Below are 17,143 nucleotides of genomic sequence, written 5' to 3' on the forward strand. Positions count from 1 at the left end.
ATGCTTCTGGCGCCCGGTGGAGATGTAGGCATCGACGCCCCGATCGCTGCAGGCCTTGGCGTTGGCCTCGCTCCAGTAACCCGCATCCGCAATGAACTTCACCGGCAGGGTGCCGGTGCTGGCGATGGTGCGCTCCAGCATGGGGACGAGGTGCTCGACATCTGGAGCCTGGTTGCTCACCCCGATCGCCACGATCACCTGGTGCTTGCTGTCCACTGCGGCCTGGGCGTTGTAGCCCTGGATGTAGCCATTGCCGCACTTCATCACGTGGCTGCCTGGATCAGTGAAGTTGCGCTGGGCTTTGGGGCTCGGCTTGCCCTGGGCGTTGCTCGGCAGGCCCCGGGTGGGCATGGCCATCGGTTCAGCCTCCCCCAGACCCACCGTTTCCGGATCGATGCCGGTCTCCTGGAGCTTCTGCAGTGCCAGAGCTCGTGCGGTATCGGCGCGTTGCTGCTTCTGCTGCGCCCGGCTGCTGAGCTTTTCTTTGCTGTCGTCGTCGCCTTGCTCGGCCTCCGTAGCGGCAGCATCAGCCTGCTTCTGGCGCCGCCGGGCCTGGGCTGCAGCAGCTTCTGCCTCCAGCTCAGCCTTGGCCTGGCGGATCTTTTTCAGCCGGCTTTCCCGGCGCTGCAGCTCCTCCGGCAGTTCACTGCCCCGCTTGCCCTTGCCGTAGCGGCCGTCCTCCTGGGCGTCGATGATCTCGGCCTTCCTCAGCAGGGCCCGCATCTCCTGCCTGAGCTGCTGCTCGCTCTTCTCCATGCGCTCGTGGCTCATGGCCTTGTGAATGCTGGCGTTGGCTTCCACCTTGGTGCCGTCCAGGGCCACATGGCCCATCTGCACCAAGCCGGACTTCTGGCAGAGCCTGAGCACCTGCACAAACAGATCCTCCAGCCGCTCCAGGTGCCGCCGGCGGAATTCACTGATCCGTGTGTGGTCCGGTTGCTGGTTCCCGCTCAGTACCCGGAAGGGCAGGTCCTCGTAGCAGGCCCTCTCGATCTTTCGTGACGACGGCATCCCGACGCAGTAGGCGTACAGAAGCAGCACAACCATCATCCTGGGGTCGTAGGCTTTCTTGCCGCGGGCGTCCTTCTGGCGGTAGAGCCGGAGGATGGGATCGAGATCCAGCTGGTCGATCAGATCCAGCAGAAAGAACACCAGATGATCCTTGGGCAGCCAGTCGATCGGCGAGGGCGGCAGCAGCCAGGCCTGCTCAGGCAGCCAGGGGCGAAAGGTCTTGGGCTTGCTCATGACCCATGGTCTCGGCCAAAGCCATTGCTGTCACTAGCTTTTGGGCAGATGCGTGGCCGTCTGTGGAGAAGGTGCGCGCTGATCTATGCGCAACAGCCTCCTAGGCCGCCGGATTCAATTACTGCATCCGAGGAGCCCGGCGTGTCCGAGCCCCCGGCCTCTGCATCCGAGCGATTGACCTGGGGCCTGAGAATCCGGATCCCCTGGCTGCCCTTGCCAGGGAAGATCCCCAGAGCCTTGGCCTCAGCAAACCCGCACCAGTAGGGCAATGCCGAACCCCGCAGGTGCATCCCCAGGGTGAGCAGGATCGGGTTGGCGCCTCGGTAACGATGACCGGAGAGCAGGTTGATGTGGTGACCGCCGCCACTGGCAGCCCATTCACGCCTCCAGGGTGTGCTGCCTGCTTCAAGAAGCTGGATCAGGCACTCCACCAGCTTCTCGGCTGGCGAGGCCTGAACAGAACGCCCGGATCTGAACCTGGAGGTGGAACGAGCGCGGGTTGAGGCTTTTGGGACACCCATCGGGCAGCAGTGCAGGACCCGAAGCACCAGCGCGGCCAGCAGCAAGGGCTGGCCAAAGGCCTCGGCTCTGAAGAAGTTCCCTGGGTGTCACGCCTCAGTGGCTGATCACGCCGCTTCGATCCAGTCAGCGTGGTCGCCTTCTGGAGCAGGGATCAGTTGCGCCTGAGGGCCTTTGTTGAAGATCTCCTTCAGGTCTTCACTGTGCCCTTGTCCCTGAGGCCTTCCCAGAGCCCGAAGCTGCCCAGCAGCAACGCCAGCATTCGCTGTTGCAGGTCAGGGTTGTTGAGCGCCTGGGTGCTCATGGTCTGGTGAGCGCCGAGGGCATCGATGATGGCGTCCGTCTGTGCTTTCGCCAGATCGGGTGAACTGGCGAACTGCTCCTTGCTGTTGCTGGCCGCCTGCTGCCGCAGGGTTTCCGATTCCAGCAGCTTGCCGCGAATCACGGTGCCCACATAGATGATCTTGTCGTCATCGCTCAGATCACCGGTGAACAGGTCATTGAGCGTGGCGATGATCTCCGAGAGCAGGGCCTTCTGCTTGTCTTGCACCGACCCGCCGCCGGGGGCAAGGCCGGGGATGGGCACGGCTTTGCCCTGCTGGAGATCGAGCGTCTTCTCGCCGAGATGGCGCAGGTGGTGGTGGGTGAGCACCACCTGGGAGAGATCCACCGTGTTCACCTCCCGCTCGAACTCCAGTAGCCGCTGCAGCCCCTTGTAGAACAGCGCCCGTTTCTCCAGGCCGGTGTTGGCGTAGTCGAAGATCTGGGAGAGGAAGGTGTAGAAGCGCACGTAGGTGCCCATGTCGCTGCGGAACAGGGTCAGGGCGGCCAGTTCATCTTTGGCGGCCTTGAGGTCATCGGCAGCGTTGATCTCTTCGGCTTGCCTGTAGGCCAGGCGCGCCTCTCTGTAGGCATTCATCAGCCGCTGGGCCACGGGTTCAAGAGCGCCCTGCAGCTGGCTCTGCAGGCTGGCGGGATTGAGCAGCACCTTCACCACTCGCTCGATCTCGAACTCGTCGTAATGCCCCTGGGCGTCGAGCTTGGTCTTGAGATCGAGGATCAGGTTCGGATCAGTCGCTGAGGCCAGCTCGGCGGTGGCGTAGTACGTCTTGAACGCCTCCAGGATGTCGTTGGGGTCGTTGACGAAGTCGACCACGAAGGTGGTGTCCTTGCCGGGGTGGCAGCGGTTGAGGCGGGAGAGGGTCTGCACCGCTTGCAGGCCCGCCAGGCGCCGGTCGATGTAAAGGCCGCAGAGCAGGGGCTGATCGAAACCGGTCTGGAACTTGTTGGCCACCAACAGGATTTGGTAGTCGTCGCCCTTGAAGGCTTCGCGGATGTCACTCTTGAGCCCGGGATTGAGGCTCTGGCTGCGTTCGCTGAAGCCAGCGGGGCCGCTCTCGGGATCATTCACCTCACCGCTGAAGGCCACCAGGGTGCCGAGGGGGTAGCCCTTCTCGCTGATGTACTTGTCGATCGCCAACTTCCAGCGCACGGCTTCCTTGCGGCTGCCCACCACCACCATGGCCTTCCCCTGGCCATCGAGCAGCGGCCAGACGAACTGGCGGAAGTGCTCCACGATGATCGCCACCTTCTGGGCGATGTTGTGGGGGTGAAGCTTGACCCAGCCCATCAGCTTCTTGAGGGCCGCGCTGCGCTCCACCTCCTCGTTGGAGATGACCTGCCCCTGCTGGGCCAGCTGGAAGGCGAGCTTGTAGCTGGTGTAGTTCTGCAGCACGTCGAGGATGAAACCCTCCTCAATGGCTTGCCGCATGGAATACACGTGGAACGGCTCCGGCAGGTTGCCCTCTTGCGCGGGCTCGCTGGGGTTGGGGCGCCTTCCGAACAGCTCCAAGGTTTTGGCCTTGGGGGTGGCGGTGAAGGCCACGTAGGTGATGCCGCTCTCCTTGGTCCGAGCGGCCATCTGGGCGGCCAGCACGTCGTCGATGGAGATCTCACCGCCGTCTTCCAGATCGGCCACTTCTGCGGCGGAGAGCAGCTGCTTGAGCTTGGTGGCGGCTTCTCCGCTCTGGGAGCTGTGGGCCTCATCGGCGATCACGGCAAAGCGTTTGCCGCCGGTAGCGGCCAGGTCGCGCACGGCCTGCAGGGCATGGGGGAAGGTCTGAATCGTGCAGACCACCACCTTTTTGTCGCCGCTGAGGGCTTCGGCGAGCTGGGTGCTCTTGCTGCCTTCGTCACTGGTGACGGAGGCAACAACCCCCTTCTTGCGCTGGAACGATTCCAACGCCTCCTGCAGCTGGGTGTCGATCACGTTGCGGTCGCTCACCACCAGCACCGAATCGAACAGCTTCTGGTTGCTGGCGTTGTGCAGTTCGGAGAAGAAGTGAGCGGTCCAGGCGATCGAGTTGGTCTTGCCGGAGCCGGCGGAGTGCTGCACCAGGTACTTCTGGCCGGGACCTTCGGCCAGCACCACCTCCTGCAGCAGGCGGGTGACAACCAGCTGGTGGTAGCGGGGGAAGAGGATCCGGGAGATCTGCTTCTTCTTGTTGCGCTCGGCGATGCAGTAGCGGCCGAGGATCTCCAGCCAGCTCTGGCGCTCCCACACCTCCTCCCAGAGGTAGGCGGTGCGGTGGCCATCACTGAGGGGATTGCCGGCACCGCAGTTCTTGCCGCCAGGGTCTGAGCCGCGGTTGAACGGCAGGAACACCGTGCCGAAGCCCGAGAGCCTGGTGGTCATGCGCACCTCGCGATTGCTCACGGCGAAGTGGACCAGGGCACCGCTGGGGAAGCTGAGCAGCGGCTCAGGCGTGAGGCCCGGTGGCTTGGGGTTGCGGTCTTGCTTGTACTGGTAGATCGCGTCTTCGATCGACTGGGTGTTGTCGGTCTTGAGTTCAACCGTGGCCACCGGCAGGCCATTGAGGAACAGCACCAGGTCGAGGCAGTTCTCGTTGTGGAGCGAGTAGCGCACCTGCCGCACCACTCGCAGCCGGTTGGCCTGGTAGCGGGCCAGGATCTCGGGGTTGAGGCCCAGGGCGGGCTTGAACTCCGCCAACTTGAGGGCTTTGCTCAGGCCCAGCAGTTCCACGCCATTGCGGAGCACATCAAGGCTGCCGATCAGATCCAGCTGGCTGCGCACCCGCTGCAGCAGGGTGTCTTGGGCCTTGGAGCCGTGGTTTTTCTGCAGCGTCTCCCAGGCGTCGGGCTGGGTCTGCTGCACCCAGGCGATCAGGTCTGGGGGGTAGAGGGCGAGTTTGCGGTGGTAGTGCGCCGCATCACCCTCGGAATAGAGCCAGCCGTGGCTGCCGAGGTGATCGCAGATCTCGGTTTCGAAGCGGATCTCGTGATGGAGTGGCATCACCTTGAACTCTCGTTCTTCAAAAGAGAAGTGCTGGAACTGGCGTCCTGCAAGAACAATCCCACAAGTTCTTCATTGATGTAGTAATTATTGCGACCCTGCTGATGCTTGGCAACGAAGCCATGCTGGCACAGCAAATCGAGATACTTGGCTGCAGTCTGCCGTTTGATGCCAAGATCCTTGCAGACGTATTCAATTCTCGTATAGGGGTGGCGGAACAGGTTATTGAGCAGATCCTGCGTGTAGAGCTTAGGCAACTCTGATCTCATGCGCTGCTTCATCGACTGCATCTGGATCCTGATTCCATCGACAAGGGCGAGGGTGGACTGCGCCGTAACCTCTACGCCCCTCAGCACATAAAGAACCCAATCCGCCCAGTTCCCCGAATCGCGAACATCCTGAAGCCGCCTGTAGTACTCGGATTTGTTGGCGATGATGAATCTACTGAGATAGAGAATGGGAATCTCAAGCAGCCCAGACCGCGTCAGATAAAGCACATTGAGGATGCGTCCAATCCGGCCATTGCCATCGGGAAACGGGTGGATGCTTTCAAACTGGTGATGGATGAGGGCCATCTTGATCAATGGATCGAGGTCGCTCCGCGTGTCGTCGTTGATAAAGCTTTCGAGATCTGCCATCAGGGCAATGATGGCCTCAGGATCTTGGGGCGGAAGATACACCAGCTCTCCCGTCAAATCGTGGCGCAACTCAGTTCCTGGAGCTGCTCTGAAGCCATCAACACGGCCTTTCAGCAGCTGATACATGGCAATCAATGTGCTGTTTCTGATCACTCCCTGAGAGTCTTGAATGCACTCAAAGCCCAGCTTGAGGGCATCTCGATACAAGGCAACCTCCTTGGCGGCGTGGGAATCGGGGCCCAAGGGAAATAGATCTTGCTGAAACAGTTCGTCTTGCGTGGTAACGATGTTCTCCACTTCGGAGCTGGCTTTCGCTTCCTGGAGCACAAGAGTATCAATCAAGATTCCTTGATTGGGAATGATTGCCGCACGCCCTTTCAGCTCGGCAAGGGCGCGGTTGGCATTGTTGAGAGTCTTGAGAATTGGCAGAGTCTCAAGGTTGGCTTGAGGGGGCAATGGCTTCATGGTGGCCCCGGCTTCGACACGTTCAGTGGAAATGTCGACAGAAGTGCCATTTCGTGAACACATCATAGGCTTGTCGGCGCTGGCCATGGCTTCAAACTTGCCCAGAGTGCCCAGCGGGATGGCCTTGAGGATCGCCCCCAAAATGGCTCTCGTGGTGAAGGCTCATGCCCACCAGTGCTCGTGCGGCAGACCCTCCAACCGCTCGAACTCCCGATCGGCCAGGACGTCGTCGGGTGCGGTGGGGCCTGTGAGGAAAAAGCTGTCCCAACTGCAGCCCAGCGGGGCAATGATCAGCTCCTGGCCGCAGGCGCGCATCTCCACCTCCTTCACCGATTCGGGCAGGCGCAGGTGGGCGGGGATGCGCACCGCCTGGCTTCCGTTGCTGAGAAAGAGCTTCGTCAACGCCATGATGCTTGACCTCGTTGATGCCATAGGGCTGTCCCAGTCGAGAGCGGCTGAAAGAGATTGGAGAGCTGTGTCTTGAGGGCGCTCCTTGGCTCATTTCCAGGGAGAATGATAAGGATCATTTGATGGGTGGTGGCCATGGTCATGTGGCGACCGCCTCGGGTGCAAAACCACGCACATCCATCTGGCCGGTTACGGCGGCGGAGATGAGGGCGGAGCGGCGTTCTTGGAGTAGGGAAATTGCAGTCGTAGCAGCCTCTATCAGCAACTGGAGCCTGGATGTCATCTTATCAAGAAACTTGGCTATCTTCACCTGCTCGTCTAGAGGTGGGTATGCGAATCTGTGCTTTCGCAGGGATTCGGCAGTCAAGTGGGCAATAGTAGCTTTGCCAGAGGCTGATGAGAATATGTCAGTCGCAGTTGCCATTCTCATAAGAAGATACTGAAATCGAGGGTGATCCCTGAACTGGCTGCGCGGCCTCAATCGGTGCAACGCCTTTTGATAAAAGCACATTTCAAGTTTACCAATCCAGATGGCAGATCTGCCAACTTCCCCTCCCTCGCATACCAGCAGGTCTCCAGGCTTAAGCCCATAACGGTCATACTCGGATTCTTCGAAGTCCATTGCAGGCAAGTCTTCGACATTGATTTTGTCCCACTGAACGTCAGTGTTACGCAAGTAAGGCTGAAGATGATCGCCTGAGATCTGCTTGTCGTCGAGCATCTTCCCCAGCAGAACTTCATAGCGGTAGTTCAGGGCGGCCACCTCCCAATGCGCCGGCACCTCCCCCAGCCACTCAACCCCTGAATCCTTCATCGGAGCATCAGAATTCAGCCCCTTGGTGACGGCATGGGAGATGACGGCCTGCCGCTTCTCCTGCAGCAGCTCGATCAGCCGCTGCTGCTCGGCGATCAGGGCATCGATCTTGGCTGTTTCGTGGTCGAGGAAGTTGACGATGGCAGATTGTTCCGTAGGGGGTGGCATTAAAAAAAGACATCCGCCCAGCTCTTCGGCATTTAAATGTGGTTGAGCGGCTCGCATCCGCTTCAGCTCGATCTGATAATCTTTTACATAGGCGCCAAGGAGTGCATATTGCACGTAATTTGGACGGGAGGCATGAATCTTGAGGACCATGTCAAACCCAGCGATACACGGCCCGTAGCCCAATGGAATGATTGCTGAGTCGCCGGTGTAAGCGCTGCTTCTGACAATGACTATGTCTCCCCCTTCAAGCCATAGAATTCTCTGAGGCGGAATATCTGCAGGATTCACATAGACCATTCCTGCATCAGAAAGATTGCCCGCGCGAACATTGGTGGCCCGAATGAGCCTAGTCCCTTCATCGACATATTCTGGCGGCTCACCTATTCCATAGCGGATGCTTCCTATACGCTTCAGCTGAATCATTTCCCATTGCTCCGGCATCTCACCCAGCCACTCCACCCCACTGTCCTTGTAAACTGGATACCTCGGAAAGCTCACGCCGTCAGCCCCTCGATCATCTCCAGGATCCGATCCGTCGCCGGCTTAAGCTCAGCCTCGTATCTCTTCCTGCTCTTGGCATCGTTCATCAACTGATCGCCGCTTGCACTGGTTTGAACCATCCGGCATCTCCGGATGGTTGGCATCAAGCAAGGATGGAACTTTGCCTGCCTCATGGTTGTAGCGGAGCTTCTGGCTCATGGCTTGGGTGCTCAAGCTCCAGCTGTTGCTGCGTCAGCACCAGTAGTTCACCGCTGATCGTCACAGCAATTCCTGTTCCCGTCTGACGGGCCAGTTCTCGGGCACGCTGCCCGGCACGAAGCAGCGCTGCGGAGACGCGCTCGAGGTCAGCGTCATGGCGTTGGCTCTGGAATCCAGCAGTCATGGCCGACCTCCCTCACAGAGAAGCTGCGGAACAGCACCACCATTATCAATCATCTGCCATTCATCCACCAGTGGCTTGTAGAGGGATTCCAGATTGTGGTGGCCTGCCTTGAAGCGGCGGGCGATCACCTCCGCTGGGATGGCGTGCCCCCCTTGGCGTACCCGTAACCGCACACGGGTCACGGCCTGCTCCACCGTGGGTAGAGACAGAAAAATGAGCTTCACGGAATAGCACTGGGTTTGCCAGGCCCTAATGCGCTGCACATATCCCATGCCAGCCAATGTTGTTTCAAATGCAAAGCTCGCGCGTCCTGCTGCACTGCGATCGATTTCTTCCAGCATCAACCGCCCTGCCCTACGGGCCACCAGCTCAGGAGCAAAGGGAGACAGACCAGCCGCAATCAGATCAGCATTGATGAAGGTGGTGATCCCGATCTCCAGCGGCAGGTACTCGCGGGCAAAAGTTGTTTTTCCAGCACCATTGGGCCCGGCGATGATGATGACCCGGGGCTTCAATGCGAAAGTCCCCCAATCATCTCCAGAATCCGATCCGTCACCTGCTTCAGCTCAGCGTCGATCACATCCAGGGGCCTGGGTGGGGTGAACACGTAGAAGTGCCGGTTGAAGGGGATCTCGTATCCCACCTTGGTCTTGTCGTGATCAATCCAGGCGTCCGGCACATGGGGCAGCACCTCCCGCGCGAAATAGGTCTCCACGTCTTCGCTGAGCGGCACGTTCTCGGTATCCCTCAGGCTGCTGTCCGCCTGGGGCTTGCCCTTCGCCTTGCCCCGCTGACCCAGCACCACCTTGCCGGCCTCATCTCGCTGAGGCCGCTCCACCGTGATGGTGCGGTACCCGAAGGCTTCATTGGGGAAGATCTTGCTGATCGGCTTGCCATCCTTCTCCGCCTCCTCAAACGAGCCGAACAGCTGGGTGATTTGCTCGATGTGCTCCGGGCTCAGTTCCTTGCGCTTGCTGCCCAGGCTCTTGCGCATCTTCTGCCAGTAGCCACTCGCATCAATCAGCTGCAGCTTGCCCTTGCGGGCCTTGAGCTTGCGGTTGGTGAGGATCCAGATGTAGGTGCTGATTCCTGTGTTGTAGAACATGTCGGTGGGCAGGGCGATGATCGCCTCCACCAGATCGTTCTCCAGCACATAGCGGCGAATCTCGCTTTCGCCGGAGCCCGCCCCACCGGTGAACAGCGGTGAACCGTTGAGCACGATGCCGAAGCGGCTGCCGCCATCGATGGCAGGCCGCATCTTGCTGATCAGGTGCAGCAGGAACAGCAGGGAGCCATCGCTCACCCTGGGCAGCCCCGGCCCAAAGCCGCCGCTGTAGCCCATCAGCTCCGCTTCCCGCTGGATCTCCTTCTGGATCTTTTTCCATTCCACCCCGAAGGGCGGATTGGAGAGCATGTAGTCGGCTTTCGCCTCCGGCAGCTGGTCGTCAGAGAGCGTGTTGCCGAAGCGGATCTTGTTGATGTCCTGCCCCTTGATCAGCATGTCGGCCTTGCAGATGGCGTAGCTCTCGGGGTTCAGCTCCTGGCCGGAGAGCACCAGGCGCGCTGTGGGGTTGTGGCCCGTGAGGTGCTCCTCGGCCACACTCAGCATCCCGCCGGTGCCAGCGGCGGGGTCGTAAAGGCTGCGCACGATGCCGGGCTGGGTGAGGGCGTCGTCGTCTTCGATGAAGATCAGGTTCACCATCAGCCGGATCACCTCCCGTGGGGTGAAGTGCTCCCCGGCGGTCTCGTTGGAGAGTTCCGCGAACTTGCGTATCAGCTCCTCGAACACCAGCCCCATCTCGGCATTGCTCACCTTGCCCGGGTGGAGATCGATCTGGGCGAACTTCTCGGCCACCAGATACAGCAGCCCTGCCTTCTCCAGCCGGTCCAGCTGCAGGTGGAACTCAAAGCTCTCGAAGATCTCCCGCACCGCCGGGGTGAACGCCTGGATGTAGGCGCGCAGGTTCTCGCCGATGTTGTCCTGGTCGCCCATCAGTCGCTTCATGTCCAGCGCTGAGGTGTTGCAGAAGTTCTGCCCGGCCGTGCGCATCAGGAACGGTTCAGGGTCCAGGCCCTGGCCCTCCCGCAGCGTCTTCTCCTCCAGCACAGCCGCCTTGCTGGGCTCCAGCACGCCATCGAGCCGCCTGAGCACCGTGAACGGCAGGATCACCTTGCCGTAGTCGCTCTGCTTGTAGTCGCCCCGCAGCAGGTCGGCCACCGACCAGATGAAGGCCGAGAGGTTCTGCTTGCCGGTGGGCTGGGGGCCGAGGGGAGCCGACGGGATCGCTTTGGCAACTGGAGCTGTGCTGCCATTCGCCTCTGCGCTGGCCAGTGCCACCGAGCCTCCCCGTCCTCGCCCAGGAACCACACTGCCCTTCTCGACCAGGGAGGCCTTCACGGCGTCATAGGTGGGCTCATCCCAGCCGAGCAATTCGCGCAGCTTGCCGTTGCCCGCTGAGCCCTGCATGGCCTCAAGTGCTCCGAGGAAATCGTCCTGCTGCACCTGATCAGCCATCAATGGAAAAGACCGGTATTCGATCGGGGAAGTCTGCCTGTCTCAGGGCCTAGGAGGCCTGCGCGCAAAGACTGATTCCCTCGGCTCCAGGCCGTTCCTGTCTGGGCACTGCAGCGAGCCGATGGCTGGCATGGACGATGGAGGCCGCGCGACGGGCCTCTGGACGTGATCGAATGGCTGAGCCCTTGGCGTCATCGGTCCCATGGCTGACGAGCTCCCCTGCGCGTCACCCGAGTGCACAGCCGACGACTGGCGCCGGATCCGCGATGCCCTGCGCTACATGGGCCGGGAGCTGCACGGGCGTTCCTATGGCGTGGAGGCCCAGCGCCGGCCGTTGCTCTGGGCTGAGATGGACGCCTGCCTGCAGCTGGCGGAGCGGATTGAGGCCACTCTCTCTGATCCAGATCCCTTCTGATCCGGAGTTTTGAACGATTGGGATCAGAAGCTCAGTTGAGCGAGCGTTGATTTCTGCTTCAACGAACAATGTTGCGCAGGAGTTGGCTGCCCCTGCCTGTCTCGCCAGAGCAACCGCGACGGCTGAGTGGATGATTGGCTGAGGCGGCGATGGTTTAGGGTGATAGGCAGAACTTCGCGAGATGTCTTCATCATGAAAATTCATCTGATCACCTCCAGCAGGAGCTGAGAAGCGAGAAATAGGTCTGGAGAACTAGTTCAGGGATGCTTGCTTCAAGGCGACACCGTAAGCCATTCCGATCTGGCTCTTGAGCTTTTGCTGATCCACTCTCTGCCACTGATTATCAGGTTCTGTATGGTTTCTTCTGCTCCAGTGGTTCGCCCCGGTCGAAGTGGGCGCATCTTCAACTACATCGGGCGCCATAACATCCGTGGCGACTTCTTCGGTGGCCTCACTGCGGCTGTGATCGCCCTGCCGATGGCTCTGGCCTTCGGTGTCGCCTCCGGTGCCGGCGCAGCGGCCGGTCTGTGGTCAGCGGCGATCATCGGCCTGGTCACGGCGCTGTTCGGGGGCACGCCAGCGCTGATCTCCGAGCCCACTGGTCCGATGACCGTGGTGTTCACGGCGGTGCTGGCCACCCTCACCACCAAGGCCGACTCGCCCGCCCAGGCCCTGGCCATCGCCTTCACCGTGGTGATGCTCTCCGGGGTGTTCCAGATCCTCTACGGGGTGCTGCGCCTGGGTCGCTACATCACCCAGATGCCCTACACGGTGATCTCGGGGTTCATGAGCGGCATCGGCACGATCCTGATCGTGCTGCAGATCGGTCCACTGCTGGGCCAGGCGCCGCCTCCGGGTGGGGTGATGGGCACGCTGCAGGCGTTGCCGCAACTGCTGCAGGGGATCCAGCCGCTGGAAACGGTGCTGGCCCTGTTCACCCTTGCGGTGCTCTGGTTCACGCCGGAGCGGATCAAGCGGCTGATTCCGGTGCCCTTGTTTGCGCTGATCGTGGGCACGATTCTCTCGCTGGTGTTCTTTCAGGGGGTGGATCTGCGCCGTATCGGTGAGATTCCCAGTGGCCTTCCTCAGCTCACCCTGCCTGCCCTGGGCCCGGATGTGCTGCAACTGGTGGTGATCAATGCCGCCCTGCTGGGCATGCTCGGTTCGATCGACTGCCTGCTCACCTGCCTGGTCTCCGACAGCCTCACCCGGACCGAGCACCAATCCGACAAGGAACTGGTGGGTCAGGGTCTGGCCAACATCGTGGCCGGTCTCTGTGGTGCGCTGCCCGGTTCAGGCGCCACCACCGCCACGGTGGTGAACATCCAGGCCGGCGGCCGCACGGGGCTTTCGGGCCTGCTCAGGGCTCTGATTCTGGCTCTGATGATCCTGGCGGGATCAGGCCTGGCTTCGCGGATCCCCCTGGCGGTGCTGGCGGCGATCGTCTTCAAGGTCGGTCTCGATATCGTCGACTGGGGCTTCCTGGTGCGGGTCCCGCAGCTGTCAATCAAAGGGGCGTTCATCACCTACGTGGTGATAGCGCTGACGGTACTGGTGGATCTGATGGTGGCCGTGGGTGTCGGCATCTTCATCGCCAACATCCTCACCATCGACAAGATGAGCCGGATGCAGACCGGTGCGGTGAAGGCTGTGAGCACAGCTGACGATGCCCTCGCCCTCAGTGATCAGGACAAGCGCCTGCTCGATCAGGCCGGTGGACGGGTGCTGCTGTTTCAGCTCAATGGCGCGATGATCTTCGGTGTGGCCAAGACCATCAGCCGAGAACACAACGCTATCGCTGATTGTGACGCGGTGATCTTTGATCTCTCCGGCGTCTACCACCTTGGGATCACTGCCGCCCTGGCGATCGAGAATGCAGTGGAAGAGGCCCTTGAGGTGGGACGAAGTGTCTATGTGGTGGGGGCCGCCGGCACCACGCGCAAACGGCTGGAGCAGCTCAGGCTGTTCCAGCTGCTGCCCGATGATCACACCGGGCTCGACCTTCACCAGGCCCTGGGTCATGCCGTGGAGGCTCAGACGGTGCCGAAGGCCACCTGACAGGCGGCATTGAGCAGTTCCGCTTCGGAGGAGCTGCTGGGTTCGCGGCCATCCAGCAGGCCCCGGTTGCAATCAGCCGAGAGCTGGTAGGTGTTGCCATCGGCGGTGACGGCGAAGTTGACCCCCTGGGAACCCGAGGGCTGCACGGAGCCGAAGAGCAACTGGTAGTCGGTGTTGGGCACCACGATGTAGGTGTTGTTGCTGCTGACCGCGTTGTCGACCGCACTGTTGATGATCGACGCCGTGGCCAGGGTGGCCACACCCCAGGTGGCCGCCCGTGCTCCCCACCATCCCCAGGTGGGAGTAGACCAGCCGCCATACCAGCCGTGATTCCACGGGCGCGCCACGCCCCAGCCCGGGCGTGCCCAGCCAGGATTCACATTCACAGAGCCGATGTTGACGCGCCGATTCGTGTTCCAGTTCACGTTTCGGTTGACGTTCCTGTTGACGTTGCGATTCACATCCCGATTGACGTTGCGATTCACGTCACGGTTGCCATCACGATTGATTGTGCGATTGCCATCGCGGTTGCCATTGCGATTGAAGTCGCGATTGCCAGTTCGGTTGAAATCGCGAGTGCCGCTGGAGTTGAGATTGCCAGGGCGACTGATGTTGGAGCCGGAGGGCCGCTGGATTGACGGCCGCGCCGAGGGTGAGGACACCTTGTTGCTCCAGCCGCCGCTGGGACGGCTGTTGCCACGGTTCAAGCTGGCACCACTGCCTCCCATGCCGGTTCGGGCACGGTTTCCGCCACCGCCACGGCTGCCGGCATTTCCCCCACGGCTGCGGCTGCCGCCACCCCGGCTGCCACCACCGCCGCCACGGCCGCCGCCCCTGGCCAGCAGCTCAGGATTCGTGGCTGGCTGACTGGCTGGCTGATTGGCAGTCAGAGGGGTGTCCAGTGCCAGGGCTGCGCCTGCGGGGAAGGCGAGCACGCCGGAGAGCAACAGGCTGAATCCAGTGATTCCTTTCATTTGCGCACCACATCGCAGCCGTCGTCGTAGCAGCTGGCATCAATGCGGCCGTCGCTGCCGAAGTGGACCATCACGTGATCGCGGTCCTTCATCAGGGCGGCGCGGTCTTGGCGGACGCTGTTGAGATAGTTGGGGTTGACGACACACAGATCGGTGCCGTTGAAGCACACCGTGTTGGTGGAGAAGCGGGCTTCAGATCTCGTCAGGGATGACCAGGTTTTGGAGTCGTTGGACCAGAGATCCATGCGCACGGGTTGGTCCCGCACCCGGACCGTCATCACGTTGCCAGCGATCTTGTGGCGGTAGAGGGTGGATTCGCCCTCATTGACCGCTTCCACAATGCAGGCTTTGGCGGGTTCACCCTTGAGGCTGCATTGGGTGGTGAGGGTGTAAAGCACCTCGCTTTTGCCTGCGCCGGCGCTCAGGATCAGCGTGGAGGTGACTGCTGCCAAGGCGATGCCGCCGTGCAACAGGCCACGCGAAAAATGCTGACGTAAGGACATGAAGCGGAAGTACCTTCTTCGATCAACGTACCAGCGGCTTTCGCGGCTGGCCCCATGACTCTTCGGGCTGGCTTTATCAACTGATGCCATCGGTCATTGATCGTTGTCTGTCTTGCGCAACAAACAGCGGAATGAGGCTGTTCAGGTTCAGAAGACTTTCAACCACGGCTCACACCAGCGGTGGCGATGGTTCCCGCTGTTGCTCACGGCCCCCTTACGATTCGTCCATGTCCAATCCTCAGACCATTTCCGAGCTCTCCGAACGGCCGAAAGAAGCCACCCCCCTGCCCAGCGCACCCCGCCCCCGCCGCGAGGAGCCCTGGGCGTCCGGCCAGCGCAAGCGTTATCTGGCCTCCCTCGATGACGCCGACGGGGCCGCCTGAAGCAGCTCAGGCCCGGCTGATCAGCCTCCCCGCAGCGGCGCACTGAAGAAGCCCAGCGAATTCAGCCACAGGCCCAGCAGCAGCAGCGGCAGAAACACCGCACCGGCGATCTGCAGTTTCACGGTGGTGGCGGACCGTTCCTTGGGGGCCATGGCAGCGGCGCAGCCGGAGTGAGCCGCCATCCTGAAGCACCCGCAGAGCCTGGATGTCCGGCACCTCCCCAGACCAGTGGCCGGATCTGCCGGATCTGCCGTCGCTGCGGCTGGCGGTGGTGGGCCATGTGGAGTGGGTCAGCTTCGTGGTGGTGGAGCGCCTGCCCGGGGCGGGTCAGATCCAGCACGCCCTTGAGCTGCTGGAGCAGCCCGCCGGCGGCGGGGCGGTGGTGGCCGCCCAGTTCGCCCGCCTCAGCCCCCAGCCGGTGGCTTTTTTCACCGCCCTGGGCCGCGATGCCCTCGGCGAGCGGGCGGCGGCTGAGTTGCGGGCCATGGGGCTGCAGCTGCATGTGGCCTGGCGGGAGGCCCCCACCCGTCGGGCGATCACCTTTGTGGAGGCCAGCGGCGAGCGCAGCATCACCGTGATCGGCCAGCGGCTTGCCCCTGCCGCCGGTGATCCCCTGCCCTGGGAGGAGCTGGCGGCCTGCGACGGCGTCTTCGTGACCGCCGCCGATGGGGCCGCCCTGCGGCTGGCCCGCCGGGCGCGGGTGCTGGCGGCCACCCCCCGGGTGCGCCTGCCGCTGCTGCAGGAGGCCGCTGTGGAGCTCGATGCCTTGATCGGCAGTGCCCGCGATCCCGGCGAGCGCTACCAGCCCGGCGACCTCAGCCCCGCCCCCCGGATCTATGTGGCCACCGAAGCCGAGCAGGGGGGCTTCACGCTGCCCGGCGGTCGCTTCAGCGCGATCGCGCGCCGCCAGCCTCCACTGGACACCTACGGCGCCGGTGACAGCTTTGCCGCGGGCTTCACCGCCGGTCTGGCGGCCGGCTGGGGCCGCTCAGAGGCCCTGGCCCTGGCCTGCCGCTGCGGCGCCGCCGCCCTCGATGGCCGCGGTGCCTATGCCAGCCAGTGGCGTGCGGCCCCAGGCTGGAGCTGATTTGCACGCCGCCAAGCCATGGACCCCACACGCGCCGTCACCCCTGACGCGGCGGAGCTGCTGCGGCTGGAGGCCATCAGCCGCCGGCGGGGGGGCGCTGTTGAGCCCACCCAGCTGATCGGCAGCTGGCGCCTGCAACGCACCTGGCCGCGGGGATCGGAGCGGCCGGCGGATCTGGCCAGCGGTCTGCTGCGGGCCTTCGGGGCCAGGCTGGTGATCGGGGCCCCCGGCCCCGGCGCTGAGCTGACGATCCGCAACAGCGTCCAGCTGGGGGGGCTGCAGCTCACGTTCGTGGGCCAGGCACGGCTGGAGGGCAAGCGGCCTCTGCTGCTGTTCCGTTTCGAGCGGCTGCGGCTGGCCCTGGGCCCCTGGCAGCCCCTCGATCGCCCCCTGCCCCAGCCCCTGCCGTTCGAGCAGCAACGGGCCGGGGTGCTGCCCTTCTTCGCCCTGATCGGTGGCGGCTCGCAGCTGGGCTGGCTGGCGGCCCGGGGCCGGGGCGGCGGCCTGGCGCTCTGGAGCCTTGATGGGGCTGATGACAGCGCCCACGGGGTTGCCTAAATTCGCATCAGAGCCCAATCCTGTGACCCTGAAACCCTTCCTGCAGGTTCTGTTCCTCACCTGGGTGCTGTTCCGTTGCCTCGGCTGGTATGGGCGCTGGCGTGGGGCGCTGGCCAGAGACCGCCTCTCCAGTGAATTCGCCCAAGAACTGAGGCGGCGCGGACTGCTCAGCAGCCATGGTGGAGCGTTGAGCTGAA

18 protein-coding genes are annotated in these 17,143 nt (G+C 62.5%); 6 read left to right on the top strand and 12 right to left on the bottom strand.

What is annotated here, in order from left to right; genetic code table 11:
- The 9 genes from KQ304_RS05100 to KQ304_RS05140 form a co-directional block, all read right to left on the bottom strand.
- The coding region (locus KQ304_RS05100) for an IS1182 family transposase (RefSeq protein WP_259736034.1) at positions 1–1,245 on the bottom strand (1,245 nt) is incomplete at its 3' end.
- An 83-nt stretch (positions 1,246–1,328) separates the two neighbouring features.
- Complete coding sequence (locus KQ304_RS05105) at positions 1,329–1,766, bottom strand: ArdC family protein (protein WP_259736035.1); 438 nt, start codon at positions 1,764–1,766, stop codon at positions 1,329–1,331.
- Between the two features lie 188 nt (positions 1,767–1,954).
- Positions 1,955–5,077, bottom strand: a complete 3,123-nt coding sequence (locus KQ304_RS05110; RefSeq protein ID WP_259736036.1) for a type I restriction endonuclease subunit R — start codon at positions 5,075–5,077, stop codon at positions 1,955–1,957.
- Positions 5,077–6,321, bottom strand: coding sequence for a Fic family protein (locus KQ304_RS05115; protein ID WP_259736037.1), 1,245 nt, complete (start codon positions 6,319–6,321; stop codon positions 5,077–5,079). Before KQ304_RS05115 ends, KQ304_RS05110 begins: the two co-directional genes overlap by 1 nt.
- A gap of 21 nt (positions 6,322–6,342) precedes the next feature.
- Positions 6,343–6,588: an antitoxin gene (locus tag KQ304_RS05120; protein ID WP_259736038.1), complete on the bottom strand. Its 246-nt coding sequence runs from the start codon at positions 6,586–6,588 to the stop codon at positions 6,343–6,345.
- 139 nt (positions 6,589–6,727) lie between these two features.
- Positions 6,728–8,068 (bottom strand): restriction endonuclease subunit S, encoded by a 1,341-nt coding sequence (locus KQ304_RS05125; RefSeq protein WP_259736039.1) that lies wholly within the window; start codon positions 8,066–8,068, stop codon positions 6,728–6,730.
- Between the two features lie 51 nt (positions 8,069–8,119).
- On the bottom strand, positions 8,120–8,269 hold the full coding sequence (locus KQ304_RS05130; RefSeq protein WP_259736040.1) for a hypothetical protein: 150 nt from the start codon (positions 8,267–8,269) through the stop codon (positions 8,120–8,122).
- Positions 8,270–8,449: 180 nt separating this feature from the next.
- Positions 8,450–8,968, bottom strand: coding sequence for a Zeta toxin family protein (locus KQ304_RS05135; RefSeq protein WP_259736041.1), 519 nt, complete (start codon positions 8,966–8,968; stop codon positions 8,450–8,452).
- Complete coding sequence (locus KQ304_RS05140) at positions 8,965–10,968, bottom strand: class I SAM-dependent DNA methyltransferase (RefSeq protein WP_259736042.1); 2,004 nt, start codon at positions 10,966–10,968, stop codon at positions 8,965–8,967. Before KQ304_RS05140 ends, KQ304_RS05135 begins: the two co-directional genes overlap by 4 nt.
- 202 nt (positions 10,969–11,170) lie before the next feature.
- Here KQ304_RS05140 and KQ304_RS05145 point away from each other — a divergent pair, with 202 nt between their 5' ends.
- Both KQ304_RS05145 and KQ304_RS05150 read left to right on the top strand, forming a co-directional pair.
- Positions 11,171–11,383 (top strand): hypothetical protein, encoded by a 213-nt coding sequence (locus tag KQ304_RS05145; RefSeq protein ID WP_259736043.1) that lies wholly within the window; start codon positions 11,171–11,173, stop codon positions 11,381–11,383.
- A 372-nt stretch (positions 11,384–11,755) separates the two neighbouring features.
- Positions 11,756–13,441 carry a SulP family inorganic anion transporter gene (locus KQ304_RS05150; RefSeq protein ID WP_399228485.1) on the top strand — a complete coding sequence of 562 codons (1,686 nt, stop codon included), beginning with the start codon at positions 11,756–11,758 and terminating at the stop codon, positions 13,439–13,441.
- Here KQ304_RS05150 and KQ304_RS05155 read toward each other — a convergent pair.
- Together KQ304_RS05155 and KQ304_RS05160 are read right to left on the bottom strand one after the other, a co-directional pair.
- Positions 13,417–14,415, bottom strand: coding sequence for a hypothetical protein (locus KQ304_RS05155; RefSeq protein ID WP_259736045.1), 999 nt, complete (start codon positions 14,413–14,415; stop codon positions 13,417–13,419). The two genes, KQ304_RS05150 and KQ304_RS05155, sit on opposite strands and share 25 nt — an antisense overlap.
- Positions 14,412–14,918 (bottom strand): hypothetical protein, encoded by a 507-nt coding sequence (locus KQ304_RS05160; RefSeq protein WP_259736046.1) that lies wholly within the window; start codon positions 14,916–14,918, stop codon positions 14,412–14,414. Before KQ304_RS05160 ends, KQ304_RS05155 begins: the two co-directional genes overlap by 4 nt.
- A 227-nt stretch (positions 14,919–15,145) precedes the next feature.
- Here KQ304_RS05160 and KQ304_RS05165 point away from each other — a divergent pair, with 227 nt between their 5' ends.
- On the top strand, positions 15,146–15,301 hold the full coding sequence (locus KQ304_RS05165) for a hypothetical protein (protein ID WP_259736047.1): 156 nt from the start codon (positions 15,146–15,148) through the stop codon (positions 15,299–15,301).
- Between the two features lie 20 nt (positions 15,302–15,321).
- On the opposite strand, the gene KQ304_RS05170 is transcribed toward KQ304_RS05165, so the two are convergent.
- Positions 15,322–15,483 (bottom strand): hypothetical protein, encoded by a 162-nt coding sequence (locus tag KQ304_RS05170; protein WP_259736048.1) that lies wholly within the window; start codon positions 15,481–15,483, stop codon positions 15,322–15,324.
- Between the two features lie 23 nt (positions 15,484–15,506).
- Between KQ304_RS05170 and KQ304_RS05175 the strand changes: the two genes are divergently transcribed.
- The 3 genes from KQ304_RS05175 to KQ304_RS05185 are packed head-to-tail and all read left to right on the top strand — an operon-like array spanning position 15,507 to position 17,142.
- Positions 15,507–16,388, top strand: a complete 882-nt coding sequence (locus tag KQ304_RS05175; RefSeq protein ID WP_259736049.1) for a PfkB family carbohydrate kinase — start codon at positions 15,507–15,509, stop codon at positions 16,386–16,388.
- A gap of 18 nt (positions 16,389–16,406) precedes the next feature.
- Complete coding sequence (locus tag KQ304_RS05180) at positions 16,407–16,946, top strand: hypothetical protein (RefSeq protein WP_259736050.1); 540 nt, start codon at positions 16,407–16,409, stop codon at positions 16,944–16,946.
- A gap of 22 nt (positions 16,947–16,968) precedes the next feature.
- The gene (locus tag KQ304_RS05185) at positions 16,969–17,142 is read left to right on the top strand and encodes a hypothetical protein (protein WP_259736051.1); all 174 of its coding nucleotides are present in this window, start codon (positions 16,969–16,971) and stop codon (positions 17,140–17,142) included.
- Position 17,143: the final 1 nt, after the last annotated feature.

The sequence above is a fragment of the Synechococcus sp. CS-1329 genome (genome assembly GCF_025128055.1).
GTDB lineage: Bacteria > Cyanobacteriota > Cyanobacteriia > PCC-6307 > Cyanobiaceae > Regnicoccus_A.